Raw genomic sequence first — 16,082 nt, 5'->3', positions numbered from 1 at the left:
AGGGGGGCTTTCTGCCCCCCTCTGCCCTGCGGGCATTCACCCCCCGAGGATATTTGCAGAACGAAGATGCGGGTTAAGGGGCACTTAATCTCGATCTTCGTTCTGCAAATATCCTCGGGGGTCCGGGGGCAGAAGGCCCCCGGGGCCTCCACAGGCACAAACCTCTCCGCGGCGGGAGGCGCGCGGGGTGGGCGGGTGGGAGCGTGCCTCCCGCCGCTGGGCACGGGGTCGCAACGCTCCGCCGGAATGACCGAAGCGAGGGCGGGGTCAGCCGCCGTTGGCTGCGCCGTCGATCGGCACGGGTTCGTGGCCGCGGGCGACGCGGCCTGAGCCGGGGCCCACGGGATCGAGGTGGATGATGACCTCGGCGCCGGGGATCGCGTGTTCCAGCGCGTGTTCCAGCGCATCGGCCACCGCATGGGCGGCGTTCAGCGTCTGGCGGCCGTCCAGTTCCACATGCATCGAGATGAAGGTCCGGCTGCCCGCCATCCGGGTCTTGACCTCGTGGTGGCCGGCGAGGCCCGGCCAGTCGTTGACGATGGCCTCGATCTGGCGCAGCACCTCGGGGGGCGCGGCGTGGTCCATCAGCGCGTCCCAGGCGCCGCGGCCGATGGCGAGGCCGCTGCGCGCCAGCCAGGCCGCCGCCAGCAGCGCGATCACCGAATCGACCCGCGCCAGCCCCCAGAGCGCCGAGGTGCCGAGCGCGATCAGCACCCCGCCGGTGGGCAAGAGGTCGCCCAGGTAATGCAGCGAATCGGCGGCGACGACGCGGTTGCCGGTGACCCGCGCGACGTAGCGCTGCCAGAGGACCAGCCCGCCGGTCAGCACCATGGCCACGACCATCACGGCGATGCCCGCGCCCTCGGCCTGAACCGGCGAGGCGTCGGTGGCGAAGAGGCGGCGCAGCGCCACCACGGCGATCATCGTCGAGGACAGCAGCACCAGCGCCGATTGCAGGAGCGCGGCCAGATCCTCGGCCGAGGTATGGCCGAAGGTGTGGTCGTCGTCGGCAGGCCGGGCGGCATAGGCGATGGCGGCCAGCGCGCCGACCGAGGTCATGACATCGAGCGCGTTGTCGGCGAGTGAGGCGGCAATGGACAGCGCCCCCGTCGCGATCATCGCCCAGAGCTTCAGCGCCACCAGCGTCACCGCCACCGTCACCGAGGCGAGCCCCGCGGAGAGGTTGAGCCGCTGGTTGCGGCGGGAATCGGCGGCATCGGGGGGCGTCATGGGCAGGATCATGCGACGGGGTTAGGCCCAGGTCCAGTCCGCTGCAACGCAGAATCTGGGGATAAGCCGGGGCGGGAACCCGGGCGCGGCAAAGGCTTGCCAGGCCAGGCCCCCCGCCGCAGGATGGCCCGGACCGACCGGAGGCCGCCATGCCCGACCTGCCCCAACTGCCGACCTGGCCTGCCACCCTGCCGCGGAGCGTGCCGGGTCTGGGGTTCATGGCCATGGGTGTGGCGCCCGCTGCGGGGCGGCTCGCGCTGAGGGGAGGCCGCCCACCGACGCAACAACCCGCGTAACAATTCGTAAGGATTGCGACAAACTACGGCAATACTCGCCCGCCACCAATCGGGCGTCGCGCAGGACCGGCGGGGAGGCCGGGACCAGCGCCAGGGGAGGAGAACGACAGGTGACCACGACCGCACCCGAGGCCGCGCTGCATTCCGTGCCCGCGCTTCTGGCCCGAAACGCCCGCCAATACGCCCGCCTGACCGCCTATCGCGAGAAGGAATTCGGCATCTGGCAGGCCTGGACCTGGGCGCAGGTGGCCGATGAAGTCCGGGCCATGGCGCTGGGCTTTCTGGCGCTGGGCATGGAGCGCGGCGATCATGTGGCGATCATCGGCCGCAACCGTCCGGCGCTCTATTGGTCGATGGTGGCCGCGCAATCGGTGGGGGCGATCCCGGTTCCGCTCTATCAGGACGCGGTGACCGAGGAGATGGCCTATGTCCTCGACCATTGCGGGGCGCGCTTTGCCATCTGCGGCGATCAGGAGCAGGTCGACAAGGTGATCGAGGTGCAGGACAGCGTCTCCGGCATCGAGCAGATCCTCTACCTCGACCGCCGCGGCATGCGCAAATACGACCACGCGCAGATGAACTGGCTGATGGATGTCCAGTCCGAGGGGCGCGCGGCCGAGACGCGGCTGGCGCCGGAACTGGCGCGGCGTCTGGCCGAGCAGGATTACGACACGACCTGCGTGATGCTCTATACCTCGGGCACCACCGGCAAGCCCAAGGGCGTGGTGCTGTCGAACCGCAACATCATCGAGACGGCGAAGGCGTCCTGCAGCTTCGACAACCTGGGGTTCAAGGACGAGATCCTGGCCTATCTGCCGATGGCCTGGGTCGGCGATTTCATCTTCTCGATGGGGCAGGCCTATTGGGCCGGGTTCTGCGTCAACTGCCCCGAGAATGCGACGACCATGATGTCGGACCTGCGCGAGATCGGGCCGACCTATTTCTTCGCGCCGCCCCGCGTGTTCGAGACCATGCTGACGCAGGTCATGATCCGCATGGAGGATGCGAGCCCGGCGAAGAAGCGCCTTTTCGACCGTTACATGGCCCATGCCCGCAAGGTGGGCGGCGCCATTCTGGACGGCAAGCCCGTCTCGGGCGGCGACCGGCTGAAATACCGCATGGGCGAGATGCTGGTTTACGGTCCGCTGAAGAACACGCTGGGCCTGTCGAACATCCGCGTGGCCTATACCGCCGGCGAGGCGATCGGGCCCGAGATCTTCGATTTCTACCGCTCGCTGGGGATCAACCTGAAGCAGCTTTACGGGCAGACTGAAGCCTCGGTCTTCATCACCCAGCAGCCGGATGGCGAGGTGCGCTCGGATACCGTGGGCGTGCCCAGCCCGGGGGTCGAGGTGCGGATCGCCGAGTCGGGCGAGGTCTTCTATCGCTCGCCGGGGACCTTCGTGGAATATTACAAGAACGCCGAAAGCACCGCCTCGACCAAGGATGCCGAGGGTTGGGTGGCCACCGGCGACGCCGGGTTCTTCGAGGAAGGCACCGGGCATCTTCGGATCATCGACCGGGCCAAGGACGTGGGCAAGATGGCCGACGGGCGGCTCTTTGCGCCGAAGTATGTCGAGAACAAGCTGAAGTTCTATCCCAACATCCTGGAGGCGGTGGTCTTCGGCTCGGGCCGCGACCGCTGCACGGCCTTCATCAACATCGACCTCACCGCGGTGGGCAACTGGGCCGAACGCAACAACATCGGCTATTCCAGCTATCAGGAACTGGCGGGCCATCCCCGGGTGCTGGCCCAGATCCAGGCCCATGTCGAGGAGGTCAACGCCTCGGTCGCGCAGGATGCCATGTTGTCCGGCTGCCAGATCCACCGCTTCCTGGTGCTGCACAAGGAACTCGATGCCGATGACGGCGAGATGACCCGCACCCGCAAGGTCAAGCGCCGCTTCATCGAGGAGAAATTCGCCGACCTGATCGCCGCGCTCTATTCCGACGCGACCAGCGTCTACACCGAGACGGAAGTCACCTACGAGGACGGCCGCAAGGGCGCGCTGAAAGCCACGCTGGAACTGCGCGATGCGGCGGTGGTGGCCCCGGCGGGGCAGCGGATGGCGGCGGAATAGGGGACAGGGACATGCTGGATCAACCTGCAGAGGGCTATGTCACCGCGGACGGCCGCCAGATCGGCCCGGTGGTGCTGGAACTGAAGAACATCACCCTGCGCTTTGGCGGGGTGGAGGCGATCAAGAACATCTCGTTCGATATCCGCGAGGGCGAGATCCGGGCGATCATCGGCCCGAACGGGGCGGGCAAGTCGTCGATGATGAACGTCATCTCGGGTTTTTACGTCCCGCAGGAGGGCGAGATCCTCTACAAGGGCTACAAGCGCCGCAAGATGCCGCCCTATCAGGTGGCCCGGACCGGGATCGCCCGGACCTTCCAGAACATCGCGCTGTTCGAAGGCATGTCGGTTCTGGACAACATCATGACCGGCCGCATCAACCTGATGAAATCGGGGTTCCTGAAACAGGCGCTCTGGTGGGGGCCCGCCTCGCGCGAGGAAGACGAACACCGCGAGAAGGTCGAGAAGGTCATCGACTTCCTGGAGATCCAGCACATCCGCAAGACCCCGGTCGCGCGCCTGCCCTACGGGTTGAAGAAGCGGGTCGAACTGGCCCGCGCGCTGGCCGCGGAACCGCAGATCCTGCTGCTGGACGAGCCCATGGCCGGGATGAACGTCGAGGAAAAGGAGGACATGTCCCGCTTCATCCTCGATGTGAACGACGAATTCGGCACCACCATCGTGCTGATCGAACACGACATGGGCGTGGTCATGGACCTGAGCGACCGGGTGGTGGTGATGGATTACGGCAAGAAGATCGGCGACGGCACACCCGACGAGGTGCGCAACAACCAAGACGTGATCGACGCCTATCTGGGAGTGGCCCATGAGTGATACCGTTCTCTTCGCCATGGAGGCGGCGCTGAACGGCGTCACCGTGGGCATCATGTATTCGCTGGTGGCGCTGGGGTTCGTCCTGATCTTCAAGGCGTCCGGCATCTTCAACTTCGCCCAGGGCGTCATGGCACTGTTCGCGGCGCTGACGCTCGTTGGCCTGCAGAACGGCCAGATCCCCTTCGCGCCGATCATCAACGCGGCTTTCGGCACCTCGATCCACAATTTCGGCTGGAACCTGCCCTCGGTGGTGGCCATTCCGCTGACCGTGCTGGTGATGATCGGCATGGCCTGGCTGATCGAGCGGATCGTGCTGAAGCATCTGGTCAACCAGGAGCCGATCATCCTGTTCATGGCCACCATCGGGCTGGCCTTCTTTCTGGAGGGGCTGGGCGACATCATGTGGGGGGCCGAGGTCAAGCGCCTCGACGTCGGGATCCCGCAGGGCATGTCCGCCTGGGTGGACGAGACGACCTACAACCTCTTCGGTTACGGCTTCTTCATCGACACGCTGAGCCTTTACGCGCTGGGCATCGCCGCGGTGCTGGTGACGGGGCTGGTGCTGTTCTCGCAGTACACCAAGCAGGGCCGGGCGCTGCGCGCGGTGGCCGATGACCATCAGGCGGCGCTGTCGGTCGGCATCTCGCTGCGGTTCATCTGGGTGCTGACCTGGTCCATCGCCGGGATCGTCGCGCTGGTCGCGGGGATCATGTGGGGCTCGAAATCGGGCGTTCAGTTCTCGCTGTCGCTGATCGCGCTGAAGGCTCTGCCGGTGCTGATTCTGGGCGGCTTCACCTCGATCCCCGGGGCCATCGTCGGCGGCCTTCTGATCGGCGTGGGCGAGAAGCTCTTCGATTTCTTCATGCAGCCGGTGATCGGCGGCGCCACCGAGAACTGGTTCGCCTACATGCTCGCCCTCGTGTTCCTGCTGTTCCGTCCGCAGGGCCTGTTCGGCGAACGCATCATCGAGAGGGTCTGAGACTATGCTTTACCGTGAAGCGGGCGATTTCAAGACGTCCTACGCCAGCGACAACCAGACCTTCCCGATCCGGTTCGACCGCTATGCCTATTGGGTGGTGATGGCGGTGGCCTTCCTGGTCCTGCCGATGGTCATGAACGATTACTGGGCCAATTCCATCGTCGTGCCCTTCATGATCTACGTGATCGCGGCTTTGGGGCTGAACATCCTGATCGGCTATACCGGCCTTCTGTCGCTGGGCACCGCGGCCTTCATGGCCGTGGGCGCCTATGCCACCTTCAAGCTGACGACCGCCTTTCCGGCGATGCCGATCTACCTGGTCTTCCTGCTGTCGGGTCTGGTGACCTCGGCGGTGGGTGTTCTGTTCGGCCTGCCGTCCCTCAAGATCAAGGGCTTCTACCTGGCGGTGGCGACGCTCGCCGCGCAGTTCTTCCTGATCTGGCTTTTCACCCGCTATGGCTGGTTCTTCAACTACTCGTCGACCGGCCAGATCTCGATGCCCGAACGCTCGATGTTCGGCGTCACCATCACCGGAGCCACGGCCAGCTCGACGGCGGTCTATTTCACCTGCCTGATCTTCACCGTGGCCATGGCCTGGCTGGCGCGCAACCTGACGCGCGGGCAGATGGGCCGGACCTGGATGGCGATCCGCGACATGGACATCGCCGCCGAGATCATCGGCGTGAACCCCCTGATCGCCAAGCTCAGCTCCTTCGCCGTCTCGTCCTTCTTCGTGGGCGTCGCCGGGGCGCTGATGTTCGGGGTCTATCTGGGCGCGGTCGAGGCGGGCGAGGCCTTCGGCATCAACAAGAGCTTCCTCGTCCTCTTCATGGTGATCATCGGCGGGCTGGGCTCGATCCTGGGGTCCTTCCTGGGCGCGGCCTTCCTGGTGGTGCTGCCGGTGCTGCTGAAGATCCTGCTGGTCGACAACCTCGGCTGGCCCGCGGATCTGGCGCGGCACCTGGAGATCATGATCATCGGCGCGCTGATCATCGTCGTCTTGATCGCCGAGCCGCATGGCATGGCGGCGCTCTGGCGCACGGTGAAGGAAAAACTGCGGCTTTGGCCCTTCCCGCATTGAGGCGGGGCCCGAGAGTTCGAAGACCAACGAAACCGTCATCGACTGGGAGGAGAAACCAATGAAGATGACCACGTTCGCGGCATTGCTTGCCGCCACGACCGGCCTCGCGGCGCCCGCCGTCGCGCAGGATCTGCACTTCCCGATGCTGAACTACCGGACCGGGCCCTTCGCCCCCGGCGGCATTCCCTTTGCCGACGGGTATCAGGACTATCTGACGCTGATCAACGAGCGTGACGGCGGTATCGGCGGCCTGCCGATCCGCATGAGCGAATGCGAAACCGCCTATAACACCGAGCGCGGCGTCGAATGCTACGAATCGATCCGCGGCGACAACCCGCTGATCCTGCAACCGCTGTCGACCGGCATCACCTACCAGCTGATCCCGCGCGTCACCGCCGATGGCGTGCCGCTGCACACGATGGGTTACGGCCGGACCTCGGCCATGGAAGGCGAGACCTTCCCCTGGGTCTTCAACTATCCCGCCAACTATTGGGATGGCGCCTCGGTCGCGATCAACTACCTGCTCAGCCAGAACGGGGATTCGCTGGACGGCAAGAAGATCGTCCTCCTCTACCACAACTCGGCCTATGGCCGCGAACCGATCCCGACGCTGGAATCGCTCGCCGCCAGCAACGGGTTCGAGCTGGTGCTGATCCCCGTTGACTCGCCCGGTCAGGAGCAGTCGAGCCAGTGGCTGCAGATCCGTCGCGAGCGCCCGGATTACGTGATCATGTGGGGCTGGGGCGTGATGAACGCGGTGGCCATCCAGGAAGCCGCCAACATCCGCTTCCCGATGGACCATTTCATCGGCATCTGGTGGTCGGGCTCTGAAAACGACGTGGTGCCGGTGGGCGCGGGTGCCGATGGCTACACCGCTCTGACCTTCCACGGCGTCGGCCGCGACTATCCGGTCTATGACGACATCCAGACCTATGTCGTGGACCGCGGGATGGCTGCCGGCAACGGTGACCAGATCGGTTCGGCCGTCTATTCGCGCGGACTCTATGCGGCGATGCTGGCGGTCGAGGCGGCGCGCACCGCGCAGGAGCTGGCCGGTCACGCCCAGATCACCGCGGCCGAGATGCGCAACGGCATGGAGCATCTGTCCATCACCGAAGAGCGTCTGACCGAGCTGGGCCTGCCCAACTTCTCGGCGCCCTTCGACGTCAACTGCCAGAACCACGGCGGCGGCGGCGCGGCGATGATGCAGCAATGGGATGCGGATACGCAGACCTGGAGCCTGATCACCGACTGGATCCAGTCCGACCGGACCCTGATCGGCGAGCTGGCGACGGCGGATGCCGCGGCCTACGCGACCGAGAACAACATCACCCCGGGCTGCCTCTGAGCCCGGAACGGCGGGGGGCGGGGGGGGCCCCCCCCACCCACACCCCCCGGGGCGGCCTCGGCGCCCGGAACGGCGGGCGCCGCGGGGCCCCCGCCACCCCCAACCCGATTGATGACGGATCCCGCCATGTTCGATGCCAAGCCCCAGGCCGAGACGCTGCTCGATGTGAAGAACATCGAGGTGATCTACAACCACGTGATCCTGGTGCTGAAAGGGGTCAGCCTGGCGGTGCCCAAGGGCGGCATCACCGCGCTTCTGGGCGGCAACGGCGCGGGCAAGTCCACCACGCTCAAGTCGATCTCGGGCCTCCTCAAATCCGAACGGGGCGAGATCACCAAGGGCTCGATCAGCTACAAGGGTCGGGATCTGGCGGGCCGTGATCCGGCCGATCTGGTCAAGTCCGGCGTCATCCAGGTCATGGAGGGGCGCCATTGCTTCGAACACCTGACGGTCGAGGAGAACCTACTCACCGGCAGCTACACCAGGACCGACGGACGCGGCGCCACCGCCGCCGATCTGGAGATGGTCTATGAATATTTCCCCCGCCTGAAGACCCGCCGCAAATCGCAGGCCGGCTATACCTCGGGCGGTGAGCAGCAGATGGTCGCCATCGGCCGGGCGATGATGGCGCGGCCCGAGATGATCCTCCTGGACGAACCCTCGATGGGCCTCGCGCCGCAGCTGGTCGAGCAGATCTTCGAGATTGTGCGCCGCCTCAACGAGGAACAGGGCGTGACGATCCTCTTGGCCGAACAGAACACCAACGTGGCGCTCAAATACGCCCATACCGGCTATATCCTGGAAAACGGCCGCGTCGTCATGGACGGCACCGCGCAGGCCCTGCGCGAGAACCCGGATGTGGCCGAATTCTACCTCGGCATGTCGGACAAGGGGCGCAAGTCGTTCCGCGACGTGCGCAGCTACCGCCGCCGCAAGCGCTGGCTGGCCTGAGACCGCAGACGCAAACGACCTGCCCGGGGACGGGCACAAGACGGGAGGCCCCAGTGGGAGCCATGGGAAAGCACTTCGACACGCTCGAGACCCGCTCGGCCGACCAGCGCGCCGCCGACCTCGCCCGGGATCTGCCGCGGCTGATCGCCCGGGCGCAGGGCACCGCCGGGCTGGGCGCGGCCCTGGCCGGCGTTGACGCCTCTGCCATCACCGATGCCGCGGCGCTGGCCGCCCTGCCGGTGCTGCGCAAATCGGCGCTGGTCGCGGCGCAGGCGGCCTCGGCACCGTTCGGGGGCTTCGCCGCGCTGAAGACCGCCGAGTTCGACCATGTCTTCCAGTCGCCGGGCCCGATCTACGAGCCGGGCCGCGCCAGCGCCGATTGGTGGCGGCTGGGGCGGTTCCTGACCGCCTCGGGCATCGGGCGGGGCGACATCGTGCAGAATTGCTTCAGCTATCACCTGGTCCCGGCCGGGATGATGTTCGAGAACGGCGCCCGCGCGGTCGGCGCCGCCGTGCTGCCCGCCGGCACCGGCCAGACCGAATTGCAGGTGCGCGCGGCGGTGGACATCGGCACCACCGCCTATGCCGGAACGCCCGACTACCTGAAGATCATCCTCGACAAGGCCGACGAGATGGGCGAGCGGCTGGCCATCACCAAGGCGGTGGTGGGGGGCGGCGCCCTCTTCCCGTCGCTGCGCGCCTTTTATGCCGAGCGCGGGATCACCTGCCGGCAATGCTATGCCACCGCCGACCTCGGCAATGTCGCCTATGAGACGGACGCGATGGAGGGCATGGTCATCGACGAGGGGGTGATCGTCGAAATCGTCCGCCCCGGTACCGGCGATCCCGTGCCGCATGGCGAGGTGGGCGAGGTCGTGGTGACCACGCTGAACCGCGACTACCCGCTGGTGCGCTTTGCCACCGGCGACCTGTCGGCGATCATGGAGGGCGCCAGCCCCTGCGGTCGCACCAATCTGCGCATCAAGGGCTGGATGGGCCGCGCCGACCAGACCACCAAGATCAAGGGCATGTTCGTGCGCCCCGAACAGGTCGCGGCCTTCGTCGCCCGCCACGAGGAAGTGGGCCGCGCCCGCGTCGTCGCCACGCGTGAGGGCGAGATGGACGTGATGACGGTCCGCATTGAAACCCGCGCCTCGAATCCGGCGTTGTATGAAACCACACTGCTCGATACGCTGAAATTGCGGGGCAAGGTTGAACTCGTGCCGCCCGGCACTCTGCCCAATGACGGCAAGGTGATCGAGGATCTGCGCAGCTACGAGTAACCTTGAGGCCTCCGCAGGAAGGGAGGCCTTGATGAAGTTCCGTCTGACCGCCGCGATGCTGCTGACCGCCGTCGCCTTGCCCGCGATGGCCGATACCGGCGCCGTGCTGATCGTCGCCAACGAGGATTACCAGTCGATCCGCGATGCCCGCGGCGCCCGGGCCATGGTTCAGGCCGAAGGGGTTCTGCAACAGGCGGGTTTCGACGTGGATATCGCCACGGATGTCTCGGCCAATGCGCTGCGCGCCGCGCTCTCGGGCCTGTCCGAGACGCTGAGGACCGGCGACGACGAGCGGGTGATCTTCGTTTATGCGGGCTATACGGTCAGCGCCGATCACGGCATCTGGCTGATGGGGACCGAGGCCCGCAGCCCCGATTTCGCCACCGTCGAAAGCTACGGCGTGCGGCTGGAAACGGTGCTGGCGCTGGCCGGTCAGCGGCAGGGCGGCGCCATCGTCGCGCTGGCCGATTTCGGCTTTCCTGAGAATGCCGCGGGCGGGTTCCGCGGCGGGTTGCCGCCGCAGATCACCGTGCCTCAGGGGGTGACGCTGGTGCGCGGCCCTGCCGCTGGAATCGCCGTCTTCCTGCGCGACATCGCCCGGCCCGGCGTCAATGTGGCTCAGGCCGTCGCCCGCCGCTCGGACCTCAGGATCGAGGGGTTCACGCCGCCGCATCTGACCTTCCTGCCCGAGGGGCACCAGCCGCCTCCCCAGACCGACCGCAACGCCGAGGACCGCCTCGCCTGGCAGGTCGCGGCCAATGCCGACACCTTGGCGGCCTATGAATCCTACCTTGCGAACTGGCCCAACGGCATCTTCGCCGAACAGGCCCGCAACGCCCGCCAGCGGCTGATGAACACGCCCGAACGGATCGAGCAGGCGCTGAACCTGACCCGCGACGAGCGTCGGGCGATCCAGCGCGACCTGACCATCCTGGGCTTCGACCCGCGCGGCATCGACGGCATCTTCGGCGCGGGGACCCGCGCGGCTGTCGGCGCCTGGCAGGGGGCGAACCGGCTGACCCAGACCGGTTTCCTCAACCGCGACCAGATCTTCGAACTGGCCCAGCAGGGCGCCCGCCGCGCCGCCCAGCTGGAGGAGGAGGCCCGCGCCCGCGCCGCCGAACAGGAGCGCGCCGATCGCCAGTTCTGGCGCGATACCGGCGCCGGGCAGGACGAGGCCGGGATGCGCGCCTATCTGCAGCGCTTCCCTGACGGGATCTTCTCGGCCGTGGCCCAGCAGCGCCTCGACCAGATCGAGGCCGACCGCCGCGCCGCCGCCCAGGCCCGCGACCGCGCCGCCTGGGATCAGGCCGCCCAGATCGACACGATCGCCGCCTATGACGGCTATATCCGCGCCTTCCCGCAGGGCGCCTTCGCCAATCAGGCCCGGACCCGCATCCAGCAGCTTTCCCGCCCGCAGGAGCCCGAGGTCGACGAAGGCGCCGCCCGGGCCGAGGAAGACCTCATGCAACTTCCGCAGTTCACCCGGGTGATCATCGAGCAGCGGCTGGCCATGCTGGGGCTGGAGCCGGGCGTGCCGGACGGCACCTTCGACAGCGACACCCGCCGCGCCATTCGCCGCTATCAGCGCCGCGCCGACCTGCCGGTGACGGGCTACCTGACCCAGCCCATCGTCGCGCGGCTTCTGACCGAAGGGGTGCTGAACCTGCTGCGCTGAGGCCGGCCTCGGGGGTGGGGCAACGGCCGGGATAAGCGATTCCAGGGGCTTGGCGGGCCGGCCCCCCCTTCTGACAGGAACGTCCGGGGCGCGAAGGGCGGTGCAAGCCCGCCTGTCAGGGCGAATTTGAATCGAACCTTCGGTTTATGCGATGAAACCCAGGGTCCCCGTCACCGGTTGGTGAAGATGGGGGTTGCGGTTGTGTCGTACCCCCGTCACCACACGGGAGAAGAACGATGAAGATCAGCAAACCCATGGTCGTCGCTTTGACCCTCGTCGGCGCGGGCCTGCCCTTTCCAGCTTTCAGCCAGAGTGTCGCAGGTTTCTGCGACCAACCCGCCAGCAATCTGACGCCGTCCGAATTGCGACAGGTGCTCGCGGGGCATTGCCAGCAGGTGGTGTCCCGCGATCAGGCTGGCACTGATCCCGGTCAGCCCGGGACCGGCACCAATCCCAATCCCGGCACCAATCCCGGTGGCGGCGGCAGTGGCGGCGGCGTGGCCGTGGACATCGGCGGCGGTGGCGTCGGGATCGGCGTCGGGGACAGCGCGGCCTCCGGCAACAATGGTGGCATCAACGCGGGCGTCGGCACCAGCGCCGCCTCCGGCAATGACGGCGGCGCCAATGTCGGCCTTGGCGAAACCGCCGCCTCCGGCAATCAGGGCGGTCTGAATGTCGGGCTCGGCGACAATACCGCCTCGAACAATCAAGGCGGGATCAACGTCGATGTGGGCGGTGGCGGCGCTGGCGCCGGCAGCAACAACGCCGGCGGGATCAATGCCGGTATCGGCGGCGAGGGCGGTCTCGGCATCTCGGTGGACGGCGACGGTATCGGCGTCTCCCTCGGGGGCTGATGATCGGGGCGAGGGTGCGGAAGCGACACCCTCGTCCCTCGTCGGGACGCTCGCCGCGGCAACAACGATCATAAGGACCGCCGACGCGGGTGCGGCCGGGCGGGGGGTGCCTCGCGCCCTCGGGCCGGGTGCGCAGGGAACCACACCCCGCCCCGATTCGCCCATTCTTTGCGCCCCAAATATCCACGGGGTTTCCAAAGGGGGGCGTGCCCCCCTTTGGCGGGGGGGTGCGGGGGGCTGGCCCCCCGCCCTGGTCGCCCAAGGAGCCCGCGGCAGCGGGGGACGAGGGCGAAACCCCGCCCGGTCCCGGCAAATGCAAAAGGCCGCACCCGGGGGTGCGGCCTTCGCTGTCCCTCGAAGTCGAGGCTCAGCCCTGGCGGGCCTTGTATTTCTTTTGGGTCTTGTTGATCACGTAGATCCGGCCCTTGCGGCGCACGATCTGGCAATCGCGATGGCGCTGCTTCAGCGAGCGCAGCGAATTCCTGACCTTCATCGGTCTTCTCCTCTTCGCGGCGCCGGGCGCCTTGAAACTGTTACGCCCCGTGGGCAAAAGCCCGTGGGACGCGATGATCACCTGCCTCCCGACAGAGGCAATGGTGGGCACGACAAGGTTCGAACTTGTGACCCCTACGATGTCAACGTAGTGCTCTACCACTGAGCTACGCGCCCGTACAGCCGGCCCATCCGCGAGGGGGGCCGCGTCCGTGGAGGGGTCTATAAAAGGACTCGTCGGGACGCGCAAGGGCTTTCCGCAGCCCGATTTCGGCCTTTATACTCCGCCGAAAGGAGGCCCGGGATGCCGCGTGCTGTCACCATCCATGCGCCCGACCCGATCACCTCGGCGGTGGTCTTCGCCTCGCCCCATTCCGGGCGGGTCTATCCGCCCGATTTGCTGGCCCGCGCGCAGGTGCCCGAGCGTGTCCTACGCTCGTCCGAGGACGCCTATGTCGACCTTCTGCTGACCGATGCCCCGGTTTACGGCGCGCCGCTCATCACCACCGAGGTGCCGCGCGCCTATGTCGATTTCAACCGCGCGGCCGATGAATTCGACCCGGCGCTGATCGAGGGGGCGTCGCGCACCGGCCTCAATCCGCGGGTGGCGTCCGGCCTTGGCGTGCTGGCGCGGGTGGTGGCGAACGGGCGGGCGATCTATCGCGGCAAGCTGCCGATGGCCGAGGCCGAGCGGCGGATCGGCCGCTACTGGGCGCCCTATCACCGTGCGCTGGAAGAGGTGATCGCCGCGCAGCACGCCCGATTCGGCTCGGTGCTGCTGTGCGACATGCATTCCATGCCGCACGAGGCTTTGGCCGGGCATCCCGGCCGCGGCCCGACCCGGCCCGATGTGATTCTCGGCGACCGCTGGGGGGCCTCGGCGGCGCCGGGCGTGGTCGCCGCGGTCGAGAAGGCCTTCACCGATCACGGATTCGTCGTCGCCCGCAACGCGCCCTTCGCCGGGGCCTATGTGGCGCAGCGCTATGGCCAGCCCTCGCGCGGGATCCATGCCGTCCAGGTCGAGATCGACCGCGCGCTTTACCTCGACGAGAAAACCGTCGAGCCCCTGCCGCGATTCGAGGCCTTCCGGGCGTTGATGCGCTCGGTGGTGGAGCGGCTGGCGGCGATCGACCCGGGTAGTGCCGCCGCAGGGGGCGGGCCGCTGGATCTGGCGGCCGAGTGACCGGCTATTCTTTCGATTCCGCGACAAGTGTTTCAGGCATGAACGGAAACCCGCGCGCGGGAAGTGGTGTAGGTTTGTGCAGTCTATGCGTTTTTTCGCCCGTTTCTTGGGCGCCTTGGGCCGTGACGGCACCGGCATTGCGGCGGATCGTTCCAACCGCGCCGGGGCCGCTAGAATGAGCCAGTCTTTGCAACAGGAGCCAGATCCCGTGACCCGTCCGCTTATCCTTGCCAGCCTTCTCGGTGCGGTGCTTGCCACCCCCGTCTTCGCGCAGACCTCGGTCCCCTTCACGCTGGACTGGCGGTTCGAGGGTCCGGCCGCGCCCTATTTCCTGGCCATCGACAATGGCCATTTCGCGGAAGAGGGCCTGTCGGTCGAAATCTCGCCCGGCCAGGGCTCGCTCGACGCCATTCCGAAGGTCGCGACCGGCGCCTTCCCGATGGGCTTTGCCGACATGGCCAGCCTGATCAAGTTCCTTGACCAGAACCCCGATGCGCCGGTGACGGCGATCATGATGATGTACGACGTCCCGGCCTTCGCCGTGGTCGGCCGCCGCTCGCTGGGTGTCGAGACGCCGCAGGATCTGCTGGGCCGCCGTCTGGGCGCCCCGCCGCCCGATGGCGCCTGGGCGCAATTCCCGGTCTTCGCCGCCGAGCAGGGCCTCGACATGAGCCAGATCACCGTGGAGCCCGTGGGCTTCCCGACCCGCGAGCCGATGCTGGCCGCGGGCGAGGTCGATGCGGTGACGGGCTTCTCCTTCACCTCGTCGCTGTCGACCATCCGTCTGGGCGTCCCGGCCGAGGACATCAACATCATGCTGATGGCCGATTACGGTGTTGAGCTTTACGGCAACGCGATCATCGTCAACACCGACTGGGCCGAGGCCAATCCAGAGCTCGTCACCGGCTTCCTGCGCGCCGTTGCCGCCGGGGTCCGCGATGCCGCCGCCGATCCGGCCGCCGGTGTCGCCGCCATCGCCGCGCGCAACCCGGCGCTGGACAGCGAGCTGGAGACGGAGCGTCTGAACATGGCGCTGCGCGACAACATCCTGACCCCCTGGGTCATGGAGCATGGTCTGGGCGGCATCGACGCCGAGCGTTTCGCCACCTCGCTCGAGCAGATCGGCATGGGCTATACCTTCACCAACCCGGTCGATGCCTCGCGCTATTTCACCGACGCCTATCTGCCGACCGACGGCAGCCTGATGATGCAATGAGCCATCGGGCGGCATGAGATCGAAAGGCCCGGCCCCCAGCGGCCGGGCCTTTTGCTGAAAAAGAACGGGGGACAGCGGTGGACAATCTGATCGACATCAAGGGCGTGACCCACGCCTACAAGACCAAGGCGGGGCCGTTTCCGGTTCTGAAGGACCTCAACATCTCGATCCCGCAGCATTCGTTCTGCGCGGTCGTCGGCCCCTCGGGCTGCGGGAAATCGACGCTGACCCGGCTGATCGCGGGGTTGATGTTCCCCGATCAGGGCGAGGTCTGGCTGCATGGCGAGCTGGTGAAAAGCCCGCGCAAGACCGTGGGCATGGCGTTCCAGAACCCGGTGCTTCTGGAATGGCGGACTATCCTGCAGAACGTCATCCTGCCCTTGGAGATCGTCGCGCCGATGATGCCCAAGGCGCAGAAGGAAGCGCGGGCGCGGGAATTGCTGGCCATGGTCGGGCTGGAGGGGTTCGAGAACAAGCGCCCCTCCGAACTGTCCGGCGGCATGCGCCAGCGGGCGAGCCTCTGCCGGGCGCTGGTCCACAAGCCCGATATCATCATCCTGGATGAGCCCTTCGGCGC

The 16,082-nt window shown here is 67.2% G+C and carries 14 protein-coding genes and 1 tRNA gene; 12 read left to right on the top strand and 3 right to left on the bottom strand.

The genetic code is table 11. The features are described 5' to 3' along the window. Positions 1-267: 267 nt before the first annotated feature. Positions 268-1,230: a cation diffusion facilitator family transporter gene (locus tag VDQ18_RS17315; RefSeq protein WP_323022169.1), complete on the bottom strand. Its 963-nt coding sequence runs from the start codon at positions 1,228-1,230 to the stop codon at positions 268-270. A gap of 406 nt (positions 1,231-1,636) precedes the next feature. Between VDQ18_RS17315 and VDQ18_RS17310 the strand changes: the two genes are divergently transcribed. From VDQ18_RS17310 to VDQ18_RS17270, 9 genes are all read left to right on the top strand, one after another. Next, the gene (locus tag VDQ18_RS17310) at positions 1,637-3,607 is read left to right on the top strand and encodes an AMP-binding protein (protein ID WP_323022168.1); all 1,971 of its coding nucleotides are present in this window, start codon (positions 1,637-1,639) and stop codon (positions 3,605-3,607) included. An 11-nt stretch (positions 3,608-3,618) separates the two neighbouring features. Beyond that, positions 3,619-4,440 (top strand): ABC transporter ATP-binding protein, encoded by an 822-nt coding sequence (locus tag VDQ18_RS17305; RefSeq protein ID WP_323022167.1) that lies wholly within the window; start codon positions 3,619-3,621, stop codon positions 4,438-4,440. Then, positions 4,433-5,419, top strand: a complete 987-nt coding sequence (locus VDQ18_RS17300; protein ID WP_323022166.1) for a branched-chain amino acid ABC transporter permease — start codon at positions 4,433-4,435, stop codon at positions 5,417-5,419. The genes VDQ18_RS17305 and VDQ18_RS17300 overlap by 8 nt, the downstream gene beginning before the upstream one ends. Before the next feature lie 4 nt (positions 5,420-5,423). Next, on the top strand, positions 5,424-6,500 hold the full coding sequence (locus tag VDQ18_RS17295) for a branched-chain amino acid ABC transporter permease (protein WP_323022165.1): 1,077 nt from the start codon (positions 5,424-5,426) through the stop codon (positions 6,498-6,500). Positions 6,501-6,558: 58 nt separating this feature from the next. Continuing rightward, positions 6,559-7,848: an ABC transporter substrate-binding protein gene (locus VDQ18_RS17290; RefSeq protein WP_416235123.1), complete on the top strand. Its 1,290-nt coding sequence runs from the start codon at positions 6,559-6,561 to the stop codon at positions 7,846-7,848. 126 nt (positions 7,849-7,974) lie between these two features. Then, entirely contained in the window at positions 7,975-8,799 is an 825-nt protein-coding gene (locus VDQ18_RS17285; RefSeq protein ID WP_323022164.1) for an ABC transporter ATP-binding protein, read from the top strand. A gap of 62 nt (positions 8,800-8,861) precedes the next feature. Continuing rightward, the gene (locus VDQ18_RS17280) at positions 8,862-10,082 is read left to right on the top strand and encodes a phenylacetate--CoA ligase family protein (protein WP_323022163.1); all 1,221 of its coding nucleotides are present in this window, start codon (positions 8,862-8,864) and stop codon (positions 10,080-10,082) included. 31 nt (positions 10,083-10,113) lie between these two features. Continuing rightward, positions 10,114-11,760 (top strand): peptidoglycan-binding protein, encoded by a 1,647-nt coding sequence (locus tag VDQ18_RS17275; protein ID WP_323022162.1) that lies wholly within the window; start codon positions 10,114-10,116, stop codon positions 11,758-11,760. 236 nt (positions 11,761-11,996) lie between these two features. Continuing rightward, a complete protein-coding gene (locus VDQ18_RS17270; protein WP_323022161.1) occupies positions 11,997-12,614 on the top strand; it encodes a hypothetical protein in 618 nt (205 codons plus the stop codon). A 367-nt stretch (positions 12,615-12,981) separates the two neighbouring features. Here the strand turns inward: VDQ18_RS17270 and ykgO are convergent, their stop codons facing one another. Further along, entirely contained in the window at positions 12,982-13,107 is a 126-nt protein-coding gene (gene ykgO, locus VDQ18_RS17265) for a type B 50S ribosomal protein L36 (RefSeq protein WP_107753399.1), read from the bottom strand. 101 nt (positions 13,108-13,208) lie between these two features. Further along, positions 13,209-13,283 (bottom strand) — tRNA-Val (locus tag VDQ18_RS17260). Between the two features lie 127 nt (positions 13,284-13,410). Here VDQ18_RS17260 and VDQ18_RS17255 point away from each other — a divergent pair. The 3 genes from VDQ18_RS17255 to VDQ18_RS17245 form a co-directional block, all read left to right on the top strand. Continuing rightward, the gene (locus VDQ18_RS17255) at positions 13,411-14,289 is read left to right on the top strand and encodes an N-formylglutamate amidohydrolase (protein WP_323022160.1); all 879 of its coding nucleotides are present in this window, start codon (positions 13,411-13,413) and stop codon (positions 14,287-14,289) included. Positions 14,290-14,497: 208 nt separating this feature from the next. Further along, positions 14,498-15,505 (top strand): ABC transporter substrate-binding protein, encoded by a 1,008-nt coding sequence (locus tag VDQ18_RS17250; protein WP_323022159.1) that lies wholly within the window; start codon positions 14,498-14,500, stop codon positions 15,503-15,505. A 77-nt stretch (positions 15,506-15,582) separates the two neighbouring features. Beyond that, the coding region (locus tag VDQ18_RS17245) for an ABC transporter ATP-binding protein (RefSeq protein ID WP_323022158.1) at positions 15,583-16,082 on the top strand (500 nt) is incomplete at its 3' end.

The sequence above is a fragment of the Pararhodobacter sp. genome (assembly GCF_034676075.1).
Classification (GTDB): domain Bacteria; phylum Pseudomonadota; class Alphaproteobacteria; order Rhodobacterales; family Rhodobacteraceae; genus Pararhodobacter.
This window is presented reverse-complemented; position numbering and strand designations above follow the sequence as displayed.

Coding starts and splice junctions, on each gene's coding strand:
- VDQ18_RS17315 (WP_323022169.1), bottom strand. CDS start 1,230: ATGACGCCCCCCGATGCCGCCGATTCCCGCCGCAACCAGCGGCTCAAC.
- VDQ18_RS17305 (WP_323022167.1), top strand. CDS start 3,619: ATGCTGGATCAACCTGCAGAGGGCTATGTCACCGCGGACGGCCGCCAG.
- VDQ18_RS17300 (WP_323022166.1), top strand. CDS start 4,433: ATGAGTGATACCGTTCTCTTCGCCATGGAGGCGGCGCTGAACGGCGTC.
- VDQ18_RS17295 (WP_323022165.1), top strand. CDS start 5,424: ATGCTTTACCGTGAAGCGGGCGATTTCAAGACGTCCTACGCCAGCGAC.
- VDQ18_RS17290 (WP_416235123.1), top strand. CDS start 6,559: ATGAAGATGACCACGTTCGCGGCATTGCTTGCCGCCACGACCGGCCTC.
- VDQ18_RS17285 (WP_323022164.1), top strand. CDS start 7,975: ATGTTCGATGCCAAGCCCCAGGCCGAGACGCTGCTCGATGTGAAGAAC.
- VDQ18_RS17280 (WP_323022163.1), top strand. CDS start 8,862: ATGGGAAAGCACTTCGACACGCTCGAGACCCGCTCGGCCGACCAGCGC.
- VDQ18_RS17275 (WP_323022162.1), top strand. CDS start 10,114: ATGAAGTTCCGTCTGACCGCCGCGATGCTGCTGACCGCCGTCGCCTTG.
- VDQ18_RS17270 (WP_323022161.1), top strand. CDS start 11,997: ATGAAGATCAGCAAACCCATGGTCGTCGCTTTGACCCTCGTCGGCGCG.
- ykgO (WP_107753399.1), bottom strand. CDS start 13,107: ATGAAGGTCAGGAATTCGCTGCGCTCGCTGAAGCAGCGCCATCGCGAT.
- VDQ18_RS17255 (WP_323022160.1), top strand. CDS start 13,411: ATGCCGCGTGCTGTCACCATCCATGCGCCCGACCCGATCACCTCGGCG.